The organism is Janthinobacterium kumbetense (assembly GCF_023703445.1).
In the GTDB taxonomy this organism is placed as follows: domain Bacteria; phylum Pseudomonadota; class Gammaproteobacteria; order Burkholderiales; family Burkholderiaceae_D; genus Janthinobacterium; species Janthinobacterium kumbetense.
The window spans coordinates 22,069-38,090 of the sequence record NZ_JAMQGR010000016.1; the positions used below are offsets into that span (position 1 = coordinate 22,069).

Annotated in this window: 13 protein-coding genes; 3 read left to right on the plus strand and 10 right to left on the minus strand. The window is 61.3% G+C overall.

The features are described from left to right. Positions 1-2: 2 nt before the first annotated feature. The 5 genes from phoU to pstS all read right to left on the minus strand — a co-directional run bounded on the left by phoU (position 3) and on the right by pstS (position 4,710). A complete protein-coding gene (gene phoU, locus NCG91_RS26035; RefSeq protein WP_034778131.1) occupies positions 3-713 on the minus strand; it encodes a phosphate signaling complex protein PhoU in 711 nt (236 codons plus the stop codon). A 42-nt stretch (positions 714-755) separates the two neighbouring features. Continuing rightward, positions 756-1,538, minus strand: a complete 783-nt coding sequence (gene pstB / locus NCG91_RS26040; protein ID WP_010396817.1) for a phosphate ABC transporter ATP-binding protein PstB — start codon at positions 1,536-1,538, stop codon at positions 756-758. Between the two features lie 38 nt (positions 1,539-1,576). Beyond that, the gene (gene pstA, locus NCG91_RS26045) at positions 1,577-2,464 is read right to left on the minus strand and encodes a phosphate ABC transporter permease PstA (protein WP_077402151.1); all 888 of its coding nucleotides are present in this window, start codon (positions 2,462-2,464) and stop codon (positions 1,577-1,579) included. Continuing rightward, positions 2,461-3,432, minus strand: coding sequence for a phosphate ABC transporter permease subunit PstC (gene pstC / locus NCG91_RS26050; protein ID WP_099664709.1), 972 nt, complete (start codon positions 3,430-3,432; stop codon positions 2,461-2,463). The genes pstA and pstC overlap by 4 nt, the downstream gene beginning before the upstream one ends. A 228-nt stretch (positions 3,433-3,660) precedes the next feature. Beyond that, positions 3,661-4,710 (minus strand): phosphate ABC transporter substrate-binding protein PstS, encoded by a 1,050-nt coding sequence (gene pstS / locus NCG91_RS26055; protein ID WP_099664710.1) that lies wholly within the window; start codon positions 4,708-4,710, stop codon positions 3,661-3,663. Between the two features lie 271 nt (positions 4,711-4,981). On the opposite strand from pstS, the gene ppk1 reads away from it, so the two are divergent. The 3 genes from ppk1 to NCG91_RS28080 all read left to right on the plus strand — a co-directional run bounded on the left by ppk1 (position 4,982) and on the right by NCG91_RS28080 (position 7,857). Further along, positions 4,982-7,075 carry a polyphosphate kinase 1 gene (gene ppk1, locus NCG91_RS26060; RefSeq protein ID WP_099664711.1) on the plus strand — a complete coding sequence of 698 codons (2,094 nt, stop codon included), beginning with the start codon at positions 4,982-4,984 and terminating at the stop codon, positions 7,073-7,075. A gap of 25 nt (positions 7,076-7,100) precedes the next feature. After that, on the plus strand, positions 7,101-7,559 hold the full coding sequence (gene sixA / locus NCG91_RS26065) for a phosphohistidine phosphatase SixA (RefSeq protein WP_070254143.1): 459 nt from the start codon (positions 7,101-7,103) through the stop codon (positions 7,557-7,559). 172 nt (positions 7,560-7,731) lie between these two features. Next, positions 7,732-7,857: a hypothetical protein gene (locus NCG91_RS28080; RefSeq protein ID WP_257218666.1), complete on the plus strand. Its 126-nt coding sequence runs from the start codon at positions 7,732-7,734 to the stop codon at positions 7,855-7,857. Between the two features lie 194 nt (positions 7,858-8,051). On the opposite strand, the gene NCG91_RS26070 is transcribed toward NCG91_RS28080, so the two are convergent. The 5 genes from NCG91_RS26070 to NCG91_RS26090 all read right to left on the minus strand — a co-directional run bounded on the left by NCG91_RS26070 (position 8,052) and on the right by NCG91_RS26090 (position 15,948). Then, positions 8,052-9,173 carry a polyamine ABC transporter substrate-binding protein gene (locus NCG91_RS26070; protein WP_077402136.1) on the minus strand — a complete coding sequence of 374 codons (1,122 nt, stop codon included), beginning with the start codon at positions 9,171-9,173 and terminating at the stop codon, positions 8,052-8,054. Between the two features lie 114 nt (positions 9,174-9,287). Further along, positions 9,288-11,894: an ATP-dependent chaperone ClpB gene (clpB, locus tag NCG91_RS26075; RefSeq protein WP_251351801.1), complete on the minus strand. Its 2,607-nt coding sequence runs from the start codon at positions 11,892-11,894 to the stop codon at positions 9,288-9,290. Between the two features lie 121 nt (positions 11,895-12,015). Further along, complete coding sequence (gene moaE, locus NCG91_RS26080) at positions 12,016-12,489, minus strand: molybdopterin synthase catalytic subunit MoaE (RefSeq protein WP_251351802.1); 474 nt, start codon at positions 12,487-12,489, stop codon at positions 12,016-12,018. Beyond that, positions 12,486-15,065 carry a DUF349 domain-containing protein gene (locus tag NCG91_RS26085; RefSeq protein WP_251351803.1) on the minus strand — a complete coding sequence of 860 codons (2,580 nt, stop codon included), beginning with the start codon at positions 15,063-15,065 and terminating at the stop codon, positions 12,486-12,488. Before NCG91_RS26085 ends, moaE begins: the two co-directional genes overlap by 4 nt. Before the next feature lie 226 nt (positions 15,066-15,291). Then, positions 15,292-15,948, minus strand: coding sequence for a hemerythrin domain-containing protein (locus NCG91_RS26090; RefSeq protein WP_251351804.1), 657 nt, complete (start codon positions 15,946-15,948; stop codon positions 15,292-15,294). Between the last annotated feature and the right edge of the window lie 74 nt (positions 15,949-16,022).

Consider the following 16,022-nt stretch of genomic DNA (forward strand, 5'->3'; position numbering starts at 1 on the left):
GCTTACTCAGGGAGCTCCTCGGAAATGGCGGGAGCAGCCACCTTGGTGTGGCGGATGTCCTTGCCTTCAACCACGTAAATCACGTATTCGGCGATGTTTTTCGCATGGTCGCCGATCCGTTCGATGGCCTTGGCCACCCACAGGGTATCGAGCGCCGCCGAAATCGTGCGCGGGTCTTCCATCATAAAGGTTATCAAGTTGCGCATGATAGACCGAAACTCGTGGTCGATGATGGCATCTTGTGCAATTAATTGTAAGGCCTGCTTGCCATCGTTGCGCGCGAATGCGTCCAGCGCATCGTGCAGCATGTCGGTGGCCGTGTTGGCAATGCCGCGCACCATCTCGTAGTGGTTGACGACGCCGTTGCCGCGCTTGTGCAGATTCTTCGCCACGCGGGCGATTTTCGTCGCCTCGTCGCCTACGCGTTCGAGGTCGGTAATCACCTTGATGGTGGCCATGATGGTGCGCAAGTCGTTGGCGGCCGGCTGGCGGCGCACGATCAGATGGCTGCAGGCGTCGTCCAGCGACACTTCCAGCTGGTTGACGACGTCGTCTTCGCGCATCACGCGGTCGGCGCGTTCCGGATTGCCGATGCGGAAGCACGTCATCGCGTCGAGGAACTGGGTTTCAACGATGCCGCCCATCAGGAGCACTTTCGAGCGGATCGCTTCGAGTTCGTTGTCGTATTGCTTGGATGAATGTTCGCCTATCATGCCGTCTCTCCGTATTCAGTTGTTGTGTATGCGCGGGGCGGATCAGCCGAAGCGGCCCGTGATGTAATCCTGCGTTTCCTTGCGGGCCGGATTCATGAAGATCTGGTCCGTTTCGCCGAATTCCACCAGCTCGCCCAGGTACATATAGGCCGTGTAGTCGGAGCAGCGCGCCGCCTGCTGCATATTGTGCGTCACGATGGCGATCGTGTAATCCTGTTTCAATTCGCTGATCAGCTCTTCCACTTTCGAGGTCGAGATCGGGTCCAGCGCCGAGGTCGGCTCGTCGAGCAGCAAGACGTCCGGCTTCACGGCCACACCGCGCGCGATGCACAAACGCTGCTGCTGGCCGCCCGACAGCGACAGGCCGCTCTTGCTCAGCTTATCCTTGACTTCGCCCCACAGCGCGGCCTTTTTCAGGGCCCACTCGACGCGCTCGTCCATCTCGCCCTTCGACAGATCTTCATACAGACGCACGCCGAAAGCGATATTGTCGTACACGGACATGGGGAACGGCGTCGGCTTCTGGAACACCATGCCGACCTTGGCGCGCAGCATGTTGACGTCCTGGTCGGCGTCGAGCACGTTGCGGCCGCGGTACAGGATCGAGCCTTCCGCGCGCTGGCCCGGGTACAGGTCGTACATGCGGTTCAGGGTGCGCAGCAGGGTTGATTTACCGCAACCGGACGGGCCGATGAAAGCGGTAACCTTCTTTTCGTGGATGTCCAGGTTGACGTTATGCAAGCTTTGCGTTTTGCCGTAAAAAAAGTTCAGGCCCGAAATTTCGATGGTTTTTTTCTTTGGTGCCAGGTCTTGTGCTGGATTCATTTGCGTATTCATATGGGTTCGCTTCGCTCGGTATCTGTTTAATTAGGGACTTTTTGGCTGAACACGGTGCGCGACAGGATATTCAGGGCCAGCACGCTGAAGGTGATCAGCAGTGCGCCGCCCCAGGCCAGCGAGCGCCAGTTGTCGTACGGGCTCATCGCAAACGATGCGATGACGGACGGCAAGTTGGCCATCGGCGCATTCATGTTGAAGCTTTGGAACTGGTTATTCAGGGCCGTGAACAGCAGCGGTGCCGTTTCGCCGGCGATGCGGGCCAATGCCAGCAGTACGCCGGTGATGACGCCCGCCTTGACGGCGCGCAAGCGCACCAGGGTGGCGACCTTCCAGCGCGGCGCGCCCAGGGCAAACGCGGCTTCCAGCAGGCTGTTCGGTACCAGACGCAGCATATTGTCCGTCGTGCGCACCACCACCGGCACGGCGATCAGCGACAGGGCGATAGCGCCCGCGTAGCCGGAGAAGTGTTTCACGTGGGCCACGTACAGCGCATACACGAACAGGCCGATGACGATCGATGGTGCCGACAGCATGATGTCCGTGACGAAGCGCGTCACTTGCGCCAGCTTGTTTTCTTCGCCGTATTCGGCCAGGTAGATGCCGGCCAGGATGCCGATCGGGGTGCTGACGACGGTTGCCAGGCCCACCATCAGGGCGCTGCCGACGATGGCATTGATCAGGCCGCCGCCTTCGCTGCCGGGAGCCGGCGTCGTTTGCGTGAACAGGTCGACGGACAAGGCGCCGAAACCCTTGATCACCAGGGTGAACAGGATCCACACGAGCACGGCCAGGCCCAGGGCCATGGCGGCCACCGACAGGGCGATGCCGACGCGGTGCATCAGCAGGCGCTTGCGGTAGACGGGGTTCATGGCCGGCTTGGCCGGAACGTCGAGAGTGCTTACTTGGCTCATTTCGTGCCTTCCTTGCGGGACATGCCAGCCAGCATCAGCTTGGCGGCGGATAAGACGATAAAGGTGATGACAAACAGGATCAGTGCCAGCGAGAACAGCGAGGACACGTGCAGCGCCGATTGCGCTTCGCCGAATTCGTTCGCCAGCAGCGAGGTGATGCTGTTACCGGCGGCAAACAGCGACCACGACAGCTTGTTCGCGTTACCGATGACGAAGGTCACGGCCATGGTCTCGCCCAGCGCGCGGCCCAGGCCCAGCATGACGCCGCCGACGACGCCGGTCTTGGTGTAAGGCAAGACAATCTTGCGCACCACTTCCCAGCGCGTGCAACCCAGGCCGTATGCGGATTCCTTCAGCACGGCAGGCACGATCTCGAACACGTCGCGCATCACGGAAGCGATGAAGGGGATGATCATGATGGCCAGCACCAGTCCGGCCGTCAGCAAGCCGATGCCCATCATGGGGCCGCTGAACAGCTGGCCGATGACGGGGACGTTGCCCAGGGTGGCTTTCAGCAAAGGCTGGACGTGGTCGGCGAACAGGGGCGCGAAGACGAACAGGCCCCAGATGCCGTAGATGATCGATGGCACGCCGGCCAGCAGCTCGACAGCCGTGCCCAGCGGGCGGCGCAGCCAGGCCGGGCAAATTTCCGTGAGGAACAGGGCGATGCCGAAGCTGACGGGAAAGGCGATCAGCAAGGCGATGACGGACGTCACCAGGGTGCCGATGATGGGGATCAGGGCGCCGTACTGGTCATTGACGGGATCCCATTCCGCGGACACGATGAAATGCAGGCCGAAGGTCTGGAAGGCCGGTATCGATTCCATGATCAGCGAAATGATGATGCCGACCAGGACGATCAGCACCGACAGGGCGAACAGCATCGTCACCTTGTGGAACAAAAAATCCTGGATGCGCTGCTTGCGCATGGTGGAAAGCATTTGCGCGTGACTGATGGAATCGGTCATGGTGCCGCCTGGCATGGGGATCGTGGAGGAGGTAGATTGTGCGCTCATATTGTGCCAGATGTGGGTGGTACTGCCGGTATTGCTGTTTTGAACTCTTGTTTTATCTTGCTTTTTTAGCCAGGACCGTCTGCAAGGGCTTGCGGGCGGTCCTGGCTAACTCCCTGCCCCGCCGCCGTGCTGCTGGCGGGGGCAAGGATGGGTACTTAGTCAGGCATGCAGACTATCGGATCAGTAGATCGACTTGCCCGATGCGTCTTTCAGGTTGGCTTTCCACGACTCTTGCACCAGTTTCACGACCGATGCCGGCATTGGCACGTAGTCCAGTTCAACGGCAGCTGGGCCGCCGTTTTTGTAGGCCCAGTCGAAGAATTTCAGGACTTCCTTGGCCTTGGCTGCGTCAGCCTGGACTTTGTGCATCAGGATGAACGACACGCCGGTGATCGGCCAGCTGTTCTTGCCAGCTTGGTCGGTCAGAACCACGCCGAAGCCTGGGGTTTGCGTCCAAGGTGCGGAAGCGGCTGCTGCCTTGAAGTTTTCGTCGTCAGGTTGCAGGTAGTTGCCATCCTTGTTTTGCAGCTGGGTATGCGACATCTTGTTTTTCTTGGCGTAAGCCCACTCGACGTAGCCGATCGAACCCTTGATACGCTGCACGTTGGCGGCGACGCCTTCGTTACCCTTGCCGCCCACGCCCACGGCCCATTTCACAGCCGAGCCAGCACCGATTTTCGATTTGAATTCCGGGTTGGTTTTCGACAGGAAGTCGGTGAACAGGAAGGACGTGCCCGAACCGTCGGCGCGGTGTACCACGGTAATTTCCGTGTCCGGCAGCTTGACGCCCGTGTTCAGTGCGGCGATTTCCGGCGCGCTCCACTTGGTGATCTTGCCCAGGTAGATGTCGCCAACGACTTTACCCGTCATTTTCAGCTGGCCTGGGGTTACGCCGTCCAGGTTGACGATGGTGACCACGCCGCCCATGATGGCCGGGAACTGCATCAGGCCCGCTTCTTCCAGCTCTTCTGCCTTCAAAGGCATGTCCGAGGCGCCGAATTCAACAGTCTTGGCCTTGATTTGCTTGATGCCGGCGCCGGAACCGACGGACTGGTAGTTCAGGCCGTTGCCGGTATTGGCTTTGTACGTCTCAGCCCATTTGGCGTAGATAGGGTACGGGAAGGTTGCGCCAGCACCTGTCATATCTGCCGCCATGACGGAAGCGGAAGAAAATGCCATCGCTGCCGAAGCACCCACGACGATAAATTTGAACATTTGCTTCATTTGCATATCAAGTCCTCAGGGTTGTTAGGGCTCAAAGTCCCGGTTGAATGCTGCGCAGTCTAGCAAGCGAATATGACAGCTTTATGACATGGGTAAAAAATCCTGAAATAATTGGCTACGCCCCGAGAATACCCCTTTTCTACGTGAAAAATGACAGGCCGGGCGACGCTTTATGACAGCTTATGTCACGCTTACGTCATATTTCATGATTACACTCACAGCGCGTCATACATGATGAAATACGGCTAGAATTAACTATCTGCAAAGACAAAAGAATATGAAACCTGAACTGCACACGGAAGTGACCAAATCGGGCATCCTGCTTGACCGCGAGCTGTCGCAACTGACTTTCAACCGGCGCGTGATGGCCCAGGCGGAAGACCCGAACATTCCGCTGCTCGAGCGCCTGCGCTACCTGTGCATCGTCAGCAGTAATATGGATGAGTTCTTCGAGGTGCGCGTGGCCAGCCTGCTGGCGGCCGGCAGCATCGGCGGTTCGCTGGCCGGCCACCCTGCCCTGGCGGCCAACCTGGAGCGCATCGGCAAGGAATGCCATGCGCTGGTGGAACGCCAGTACGAGATATTAAATAACGACGTCTTGCCGGCCCTGCGCGAAGCGGGCGTGCATTTGCTGCGCGACAGCGACCGCAACGAGGCACAGCGCGCGTGGGTGAAGGAATATTTCGACCGCGAAGTGCGCCCCCTGCTGACGCCGATCGGCCTCGACCCGGCCCACCCGTTCCCGCAGGTCGTCAACAAGAGTCTCAATTTCATCGTCTCGCTGAGCGGCAAGGATGCGTTCGGCCGCGGCACGGCGATCGCCATCGTCAAGGCGCCCCGTGTCTTGCCACGCGTCATCAAGCTGCCGGACGAGATTTCCGGCGATGGCGTGTCCTTCTGTTTATTGTCCTCCGTCATCCATGCGCATATCTCGGACTTGTTCGCCGGACGCGAAGTGATTGCCTATTCGCAATTCCGGGTCACGCGCGACAGCGACCTGTGGGTGGACGAGGATGAAGTCAAGAATTTGCGCCAGGCCCTGAAGGGCGAGCTGGTCGGTCGCCAGTTCGGCACCTCCGTGCGGCTGGAAGTGGCACGCAATTGCCCGCCAGAATTGTCGCAGTTCCTGCTCGACCAGTTTAATCTGGATCAAAGCCGCCTGTACCGCGTCAACGGCCCCGTGAACCTGGTGCGCCTGTCGGAAATGATCGACCACGTCAAGCAGCCCGAGCTGCGCTTCCCGCCGTTTTTCCCCGGCCTCGCGCACAAAGCCATCGGCAACGACATCTTTGCCGCCCTGACCAAGCACGACATCCTGCTGCACCACCCCTACCAGTCGTTCCAGACGGTCATCGACTTCATCCGCAGCGCCGCCTACGACCCGTCCGTCGTCGCCATCAAGCAGACGATTTACCGCACGGGCATGAACTCGGACCTGATGGAGTCGCTCATTACGGCGGCGAAGATGGGCAAGGAAGTGACCGTCATCGTGGAATTGATGGCGCGTTTCGACGAAGAAGCCAATATCAACTGGGCCGACAAGCTCGAGCAAGCCGGCGCGCAAGTCGTGTACGGCGTCGTGGGACTGAAAACCCATGCCAAGGTGGCACTCGTCATCCGCCGCGAAGAAGGCTCCCTGCGCTTCTACGCCCACTTGGGTACCGGCAACTACCATCCCACGACAACCAAGCTGTACACGGACTTCGGCTTGCTGACGGCCAACCAGGACCTGGCCGTGGAAGTCAATGAAGTCTTCATCCACCTGACCAGCCTGACCAAGCCGCACAACCTGAACCATTTGTGGCTGGCCCCGTTCGGCCTGCAAAGCGAGATCATCAAGGCCATCCGCAACGAGGCGAAGATCGCCCGTTCGGGCCGGCGCGGGCGCATCATCGTGAAAGTCAACGCGCTGGTGGATGAATCCGTGATCCGCGCCCTGTATGCGGCCTCGACCGATGGCGTGAAGATCGACCTGATCGTGCGTGGCGCCTGCACCCTGAAGCCGGGCGTGCCTGGCCTGTCGGAAAACATCAAGGTGCGCTCCGTGATCGGCCGTTTCCTCGAACACAGCCGTATTTACTACTTCCGCAACGACCTGGCGCACGATGTCTACCTGGCCAGCGCCGACTGGATGAGCCGCAACCTGTTCCGCAGGGTGGAAGTGGCCTTCCCCGTGCTGGACCGGGCGCTGAAGCGGCGCGTGATCGCCGAGGGCCTGAATCCGTATTTGAAGGATAATACCAATGCATGGGAACTGGAGCCGACGGGCCATTACGCACGCCGCAAGCCGCGCGGCAAGCAAACGCCGTTCAGTGCCCAGCAGTATTTGATGCACTCACTGGGCACGCCGGGCGCGGAGGTCGGCGAATAGGCAATTCTACACAGAGGAGCACAGCATGGATCTCATCTTGTGGCGACACGCAGAAGCCGAGCCGGGCGTCCCCGACCTCGAACGCGCCCTGACCGTCAAAGGCCAGAAACAGGCGCGCCGCATGGGGGAATGGCTGGCCTCGCAACTACCGGAAAATTGCCGTATCCTCGTCAGCCCCGCCCTGCGCACCCTGCAAACGGCGGAAGCGCTGGGGCGCAAGTTCAAGCTGATGCCGGAACTGGCGCCCGGCGCCGAGGCGGAGGATATCCTGAAGGCGGCCAACTGGCCCGGCGGCAAGGAAACCGTGCTCATCGTCGGCCACCAGCCCACCCTGGGCCAGGCCGCCGCCCTGCTATTGACGGGAGAAGAGCAGGAATGGGAACTGCGCAAGGCCAGCGCGTGGTGGTTCTCCCAACGTGAACCAGGCGACCCGATCAGTGTTTATTTGAAAGCCGTGATGGCGCACGATCTGGTAGTGAAATAGAGAAAATGCGCAAAAAGTGCGCTGGGACAAATACTAGCAGGAATTACAACTCGGCAGCCTTGTAAAGCGCTGCCGATCTGCTAGAGTTTAATTGCATCAACTACGTGTTGGAGCGCTGCTCTGGCACATTGAGCAACCCAGCGGACAGCCGTCCAACGGCGGCTGAAAGACCATGTTAACCTTCGTCGTTTTTCTCTTCATCGCCATCTTCGCCGCCATCATCGGCTTCGTCGCCTTTGAACTGATCGAAGAAATGCGCGGCAGTCACCACAAGCTGATGGATCGCTACCACGAGTAGTGTTCGCCTCGGCAATATCGCATGGCGCCAGCGACGGCCTACAGGCCCGTCCCTCGCGCCATCCTTGTATCTCCCCACAAAACTTACTGCGCGTCGCGATTTGCAATCTGCGATGCTCACTGTACTAAAGCACAGTTCCGCTTCTCGATCACAACTCCCTTCCGCTCGCTACAGTTTTGTAGGGAGCTAGTACTTTACACTCCCGTCTTGAACTTCGTATAGATACGCGTCATCAAGCGGCGGATATCGGCCGTGGTCGCTTCCGGTGCGGCCATGCGCTGCTTGTCGGCGTCCGACAGGAAGATGGCCTTGTTTTCACCGATGTCCTTGCGCACATATTTGATGCTGGCCGGATTCGGATTCGCGTAAAACACCTTGTTGCTCAGGCTGGCATGCACTTGCGGGCGCAAAATATAGTTGATGAACAGGTGCGCGTTGCTCGGATGGGGCGCGTCGGCGGGGATGGCCATGGTGTCGAACATCAGGGCGGCCGTCTTCGGCACCAGCACCTGGATCACATTGCCGTTTTTTGCGTCGATGGCGCGCTGGCGCGCGATATTGATGTCGCCCGACCAGCCCAGCGCGACGCAGACGGAACCGTTGGCCATGTCGTTGATGTAGCCGGATGAGCTGAACAGGGTCACGTAGGGACGGATCGCCTGCAGCACCTTGCCCGCTTCCTGGTAATCGGCGGCCGCTTTCGAGTACGCGGGCTTGCCCAGGTATTGCAACGCGGCCGGCAGCACTTCCGACGGCGAATCGAGGAAGGACACGCCGCACGATTTCAGCTTCGCCGCGTATTTCGGGTCGAAGATCAGGTCCCAGGCGTTGTCAGGCATGGGCATGCCGCCCAGCGCGGCCTTGACCTTGTTGACGTTGATGCCCACCGTCGTGTAGCCCCACAGCCAGTCGACCAGGTAATCGTTGTTCGGGTCGATCTTCGACAGCTTGGCCTGCAGGTTCTGGTCCAGGTTGCCCAAATTCGTCAGCTTGCTCTTGTCGAGCTTGCGCAACAGGCCCGCATCGATCTGCAGGCGCGCCCACTGGGCCGTGGGCACGACGATGTCGTAGCCAGACTTGCCCGCCACCAGTTTCGCATTGAGGATTTCGTTATTGTCGAAAACGTCGTAGCGTACCTTGATGCCCGTTTCCTTCTCAAAATTCTTGATCGTATCGTCGCCGATATAGTCTGACCAGTTATAGATGTTCAGGACCTTTTCTTCCTGAGCCTGAGCTTGGCCAGGCAAGGCCAGTACGGCCGCCGCCAAGGCCAATCCCACTCCAATGCGCCGCCCTGCTTGCCATGTGTTTGCCATCGTACCGCCTCCGGAATTAGTCAGAAAATAGTGCCGATCATAACAAGAAGGGCGGCATCAGGTCTAGCCTGATACCGCCCTGCTTTCACTGCCGGGGTCAGACCCCAAGCAACATTACACCTTGTCCAGCCCCACTTGCGCCCCCGTAAATACGAGGTTGCCGTTCTGGGCGTCGATGCGGATTTCGTCTTTCGGGCCGAACTTGCCTTCCAGAATCAGCTTCGACAGCGGATTTTCGATCTGCTGCTGGATCGCCCGCTTCAGCGGACGGGCGCCATACACCGGGTCGTAGCCCGCCTCGGCGATCTGCTGCAAGGCCGCGTCCGTCAAGCTCAGCGCCATGTCCATGCGCGCCAGGCGTTCTTCGAGGATCTTCAGCTGGATCTTCGCGATCGCGCCGATGTTTTTCTCGTCGAGGCCGTGGAACACCACGATTTCGTCGATACGGTTGACGAACTCGGGACGGAAGTGCGAGCGTACCTCGGCCATCACGGCCAGCTTCACGACACCGGGATCATCGCTTTCCATGGCCTGGATTTTATGCGAACCCAGGTTCGAGGTCATGATGATGACGGTATTCTTGAAGTCCACCGTGCGGCCCTGGCCATCCGTCATGCGTCCATCGTCGAGCACTTGCAGCAGCACGTTGAAGACGTCGGCATGCGCCTTTTCCACTTCGTCGAGCAGGATCACGCTGTATGGCTTGCGGCGCACGGCTTCCGTCAGGTAGCCGCCCTCGTCGTAGCCCACGTAGCCCGGTGGCGCGCCGATCAGACGGGCCACGGAGTGCTTCTCCATGAACTCGCTCATATCGATGCGGATCATCGATTCTTCCGTATCGAACAGGAAGGTCGCCAGCGCCTTGCTCAGCTCGGTCTTGCCGACACCCGTCGGCCCCAGGAACATGAAGGAACCATAGGGACGGTTCGGGTCGGAGAGGCCGGCGCGCGAGCGGCGAATGGCGTCAGCCACGGCCGTGATCGCTTCATCCTGGCCCACGACGCGCTCATGCAGCTTCTCTTCGATGTGCAGCAGCTTGTCGCGCTCGCCCTGCATCATACGCGATACGGGTATGCCCGTCGCGCGCGACACCACTTCGGCGATTTCCTCGGCGCCCACTTCCGTGCGCAGCAGTTTCGGCTGGTCAGGGTCGAGTTTCGGGATGCCGCTGTCAGCCTGCTTGAGCTGGGCTTCCAGCTGCGGCAGCTTGCCATACTGCAATTCCGACACTTTCTGCCAGTTGCTCTCGCGCGTGGCTTGCTCCATCTGCAGCTTGACTTGCTCGATCTCTTCCTTGATGTGCGTGCTGCCCTGCACCACGGCTTTTTCCGCCTTCAGGATTTCCTCGAAGTCATTGTATTCGCGCTGCAGCTTGACGATCTCTTCCTCGATCAAGGCCAGGCGGCGCAACGACGCTTCGTCCTTTTCCTTCTTGACAGCTTCGCGCTCGATCTTGAGCTGGATCAAACGGCGTTCCAGCTTGTCCATCACTTCCGGCTTCGAATCGATCTCGATCTTGATCTTCGCCGCCGCTTCATCGATCAGGTCGATCGCCTTGTCGGGCAGGAAACGGTCCGTGATATAGCGGTGCGACAGCTCGGCGGCGGCAATGATGGCCGCGTCCGTGATTTCCACCTTGTGGTGCAGCGCATATTTATCCTGCAAGCCGCGCAGGATGGCGATGGTCGCCTCCACGGTCGGTTCGTCGACGAGCACTTTCTGGAAGCGGCGTTCCAGCGCGGCATCCTTCTCGATGTACTTGCGGTACTCGTCCAGGGTGGTCGCGCCCACGCAGTGCAGTTCGCCGCGCGCCAGCGCCGGTTTCAGCATATTGCCGGCATCCATCGCGCCTTCGGCCTTGCCCGCGCCCACCATGGTGTGCATTTCGTCGATGAAGACGATGGTTTGCCCTTCATCCATGGCCAGTTCCTTCAGCACGGATTTCAGGCGCTCCTCGAATTCGCCGCGGAATTTCGCACCAGCCAGCAAGGCGGCCATGTCCAGCGACAGTACGCGCTTGCCTTTCAGCGATTCCGGCACTTCGCCGTTGACGATGCGCTGCGCCAGGCCTTCGACGATGGCCGTCTTGCCCACGCCCGGTTCGCCGATCAGCACGGGGTTGTTCTTGCTGCGGCGCTGCAGGATCTGGATGGTGCGGCGGATTTCATCGTCGCGGCCGATGACAGGGTCGAGCTTGCCCTTGCGCGCCCGCTCCGTCAGGTCCAGCGTGTATTTTTTCAAGGCTTCGCGCTGGCCTTCGGCTTCCTGCGAATCGACCTTGTTGCCGCCGCGCACAGCCTCGATGGCCGCTTCCAGGGCCTTGCGGGTCAGGCCATTTTCGCGCGCCAGCTTGCCGCAGTCGGATTTGTCGTCCGTCATCGCCAGCAAAACCATTTCGCTGGACACGAACTGGTCGCCCGCCTTTTGCGATTCCTTGTCGGCCAGGTTCAGCAGAGCCACGAATTCGCGGCTGACCTGCACGTCGCCGCCCGTGCCCGACACCTTCGGCAAGCGTTCGATGGACGCGCCCAGGGCCTTGGACAGGCCGCCCACGTTGACGCCGGCCCGCTGCAAGAGCGAACGGGCGCCGCCGTCGTCCTGGTTCAACAGGGCCGTCAACAGGTGGACTGGTTCGATATAGGGATTGTCGTTGCCCACGGCCAAGCTTTGCGCATCGGCCAGGGCTTCCTGTAATTTGGTAGTGAGTTTGTCTTGTCGCATGAAAAGCGCTCCCGGTTAATTAGTTGTTAACCAAATTGGGGTGAGGCAGTACTTTTCAAGCATACACAAAGCAGAAAACCGCTGCATTTGGGCAAATGCTAGCGTGCGCGGCAGATACGATTCAAATGGTGCTTGCTTTTGTCGCCCATTTGTCCAGCGCCGTCTCGTCGCTGTCGCGCGCATCGACCCAGCGCGCGCCTTCCGGCGTATCTTCCTTCTTCCAGAACGGCGCTTCCGTCTTCAGGTAGTCGATGATGAACTCGCAAGCGGCGAACGCCTCGCCCCGGTGGGCGGACGAGACGGCCACCAGCACGATCTGTTCCTGCGGCAGCAGCGGCCCCACGCGGTGGATCACCAGCGCGCCCGACAGGGGCCAGCGTGCGCGCGCCTGCTCGACGATGGCTACAATGGACTTTTCCGTCATGCCCGGATAATGCTCGAGCTCCATGGCGGCCACGTCCAGCCCCTCGTTCATGTCGCGCACCGTGCCGACAAAGCCGACGACGGCGCCTACCTTGGGGTTGCCTGCACGCAATTGTGCGATTTCTTGACTCAAGTCAAAATCAGCTTGCTGGACGCGGACGCTGGTACTCATTTGGCATGCCCTCCGATACGGCGCAGCAGGGTTTCGATGCGGCTGGCCGTGCGCGCATCGGTGGCGGCGGCAATCGCGCACAGTTGCATCAGCTGCGACACTTGCGTGAGCGGCTTCTGGCCCGATTTCAGCGACGATTGCAGCACTTCCACCTGCATTTTCAGGCGGTCGCGGGCAAATTCGGCGCCGCTGTCGACGCCGGCGACGATTTCCAGGCGCAAGACTTCCTCGAGCAAGCGGGCCTCGTTGGCCTGCAATTGCTGCACGTAGGCGTCAGCGCCCTCGCCCAGCGCGGCCTGGGCGGCGGCAAAGCGCTGCTGCAGGCTGCGTTCGTATTGCGTGTCGAGCGGCGGCAAGGCGCTCCAGCGTTCGGTCCAGGCAGCCGCATCAGTGCCGGCATCGACCTCGGCCAGCGACGCTTCCAGCGCCTGCACCAGGCGCAGCTTGTCGCGCAAGGCGTTGGCCTGGGCCGCACCGGCCCGTTCGGCGATGGCGTCCGCTTGCGCTTGCACGCCAGCCACGGCCGCGTGGTAGCGCTGCTCGATCTTCGCTTCGCTGGCGCGCGGCACGGGACCGCTAGAGTTCCAGGCGGCGCGCGTGTCGCGCAGCAAGTGGTTGATGAAGGCCGTGCGGGACTTGTCGTCGCCATCCGGCACGACGGCCGTTTCCAGCGTGGCGCACAGCGCTTCGCGCGCATGCAGGTGTTCGCGGCGCTCGTGGTCGGCCGCGTGGGCCGTTTCCTTGCGCTTGGCGAAGATATCGTCGCAGGCGGCGCGGAAGCGCTGCCACAGCGCCTGTTCCGCGCGGCGTTCCAGCGGCAGGGCTTTCGCCAGTTCCTGCCATTTATCCTGCAAGGCTTTCAGCATGTCGACCGTGTTGCGCTCCGATGGCTTGAGCAAGCCCACTTCGACGATCAATTGCTCGCGCCGCGCCGTCTCGATCTGGCGCTGCGTGTCCAGCGGCTTCGACAGGGCGTCCAGCGCGGCGCCAAATTCCGTATCCAGGCGTTTCTTTTCCTTGCGGTCGATGGTGCCCAGGCGCGTCCAGGCCTGGCGCAGGCGCTGCGAAGCGGAGGCGACTTGTTTCCAGTCGGTACTTTCTTCGGCCGCCAGGGCCGCCGTTTCCGCGATCAATTCCTGGGCCTTGGCCGCATTGCCGTGGCGCTCTTCGGCCAATTGCTTGAAATGCTGGGCCGCCGGCGCATACGCGAGGCTGCAGGCGGCGTCGAAACGTTCCCACAGGGATTTCGGCGCCGGGCCGGACAAGGTATCGAGCGACTTCCAGCGCTCGCGCAGGCTGCCCACTTTCTTGGCCAGCTCGGCCATTGGAAGTTCCTGTGCCGGCAATTCCTCGCCCGCCTTGACCAATTCCTCGCGCGACACGTTGCCGCCCCAGCGCGCCCAGTCGGCCAGGCGCTTGAATTCTCCGCGCACATGGGCCAGGCGGTCCGCTTGCGCAGGCGTCAAACGGCCGTGCTTGCTATCGCGCAAGGTCTTGTCATGCTCGGAAGCCACGTGCAGCAAGCCATCCTGCAGGGCCGCCTCCATGGCGTCGAGCACCTTGAAGAACTGTTCCGTCGCTTCTTTCGACACGGGTGCGTGTTCCACGCGCGGCTTGCGCGGCGCCGGGTCCGCATGGGCTGGTGCGGCCTCTGGCGTTGCCGCCTGCACGGGCGCCGGCGCGCTGGCCAGCACGGCCGCAAATTGCTGCTGCAAGCTGTCGGACAAGGGCGACTCGGGCAGGCGCGGCAGGGCTTGCCATGCGCGCTTCAGGGTATCCACGTCGAGCGTGGCGGCGTCCTGCGCCTGCCATTCGGCCAGCGCGGCCTGGCGCGCGTCGAACACAGCCTGGTGTTGCTGCAGGGCTTGCAAGGCGGACTGCGCCTGCTCGCGCGCCTGGATGAAATCGCTTTCCAGGTGTTTCGGCAAGGAGCCGCGCTCGGGCGATTGCGCATGCTGCGCATGTTCCCCGTCCAGGCGGGCCAGCGCCTGCGCCAGCTCGCCGGCGGACTGGCCATTGCTGGCCAGCGCGCGCGCAGCGGCGACGGCGTCGATCACGGCGCGCTGCAGCACCACTTGCGCTTCCAGGCGGGCGGCCAGGGCGGCGCGCGCGGCGGCAAAGGCGGTCGCCAGCTCCGGCGTGGCCTTGATGACCTGCCATTGGCGGTCCAGTTCGGCTACCTGGTTGGGGCTGAGCTTTTCATCGTTCAACAGGCGCTGGGCCGTGTCGATGCTGGCCTGGGCGCGTTGCGTCTCGGCAGCCTGATGACGGATCAGGTCGATGCGGCCCTGCATCAGCTTGGCCACGCGGCGGTCCGTGTTGCGCATGGCGTGGTGGACTTTTTCCAGCAGGGGCAAGGCGTGGACGTGTTCGGCCGCGATCAGACGGGCATCGGCAAATTCGCTGGACACGATGAATTCAAAGGCGGCAGCCTCGTCGCCAGCCACGGCATGGGCACGCGCCACCTGTTCGGCGCGGCGCGATGCGCTCTGCGCCGAGGCGGCGGCCTGTTCTGCCACGACAGGGTCGGGTACGGCAGTCTTGCTGGCAGAACGCTTGAAGAGAAATTCGAACATGACGGGTTTCGCGTGGATCAAAACCACCATCATAACAAAGCCCGGGGTATTGCATCGGACAGGACTGAACAAGTTATCAAATGAATAAAGCGAATCTTTTCTGAATCTTTTCTGAATCTTTCCCGAATCTTTCCCCTGGATTTTTGCCCTATGACGGCGCGTCGGCTGCCCTCGCGAAAACGCCTCCGGCAGACACCGCCTGGCGGGGTGTGCGCTCGCTACCCGTTCAAGCCTGCGCACGCAGCGGCTGTGCCGGCGCGGGCGGCGCGGACGCGGCGCCATCCGCCAGCGTTTCAGCGCTGCCGCTGCTTGCCGGCAAGGGCGCCGGCAAAGGCGCTGGCAAAACAAAGGGCAGCACCTGCGCCTTGCCACGGCGCGCTTCCTGCGCGCGCGCATCGTGGGCGAGGAACTGGTAGGCGATGGCAAACCACGCTTCGCCGACGATGACCTTGCGCGCCAGCGCGAACAGCTCGCGCTCTTCCTTTTCCAGGCGCTGCAGCAAGGCCGCGCAAAAGGCGTCGATGGCGGCGCACAGCTGCTCGGCTTGTAATTCGGAATGGTCGATGGCGGCACCCGCGCGCTGCTGCACGACATTGATGCTTTCCAGCGCCGCGTGGTTCAAGCCGTTCAACTCGTCCAGCAAGCCGTCCACATGGGGCGCGGCCTGGCGGATGGCGGGAATCAGGTACATCTCCACCTTGCGCCAATAGCTCCCCTGGTACAGCCGGTTCAGCCAGTCGCCCGTGTACTGCAGTTGCGCCAAACTGAGCCTGCTTTGCTGGCGCAGTTGCACCTGCATGTATTTCTGAAAAGCCAACAAGCTCATGCGGATGCTGGCCTGTTCCACCGACAGGGAAACCAATATATATGTTGCAGTAAGCATGCACTCACTCCCGAAAATGCGCCGGATATGTCATCCTGGAAGTGAAAGTGTAAAGACTACCGACAGGGGCCGGT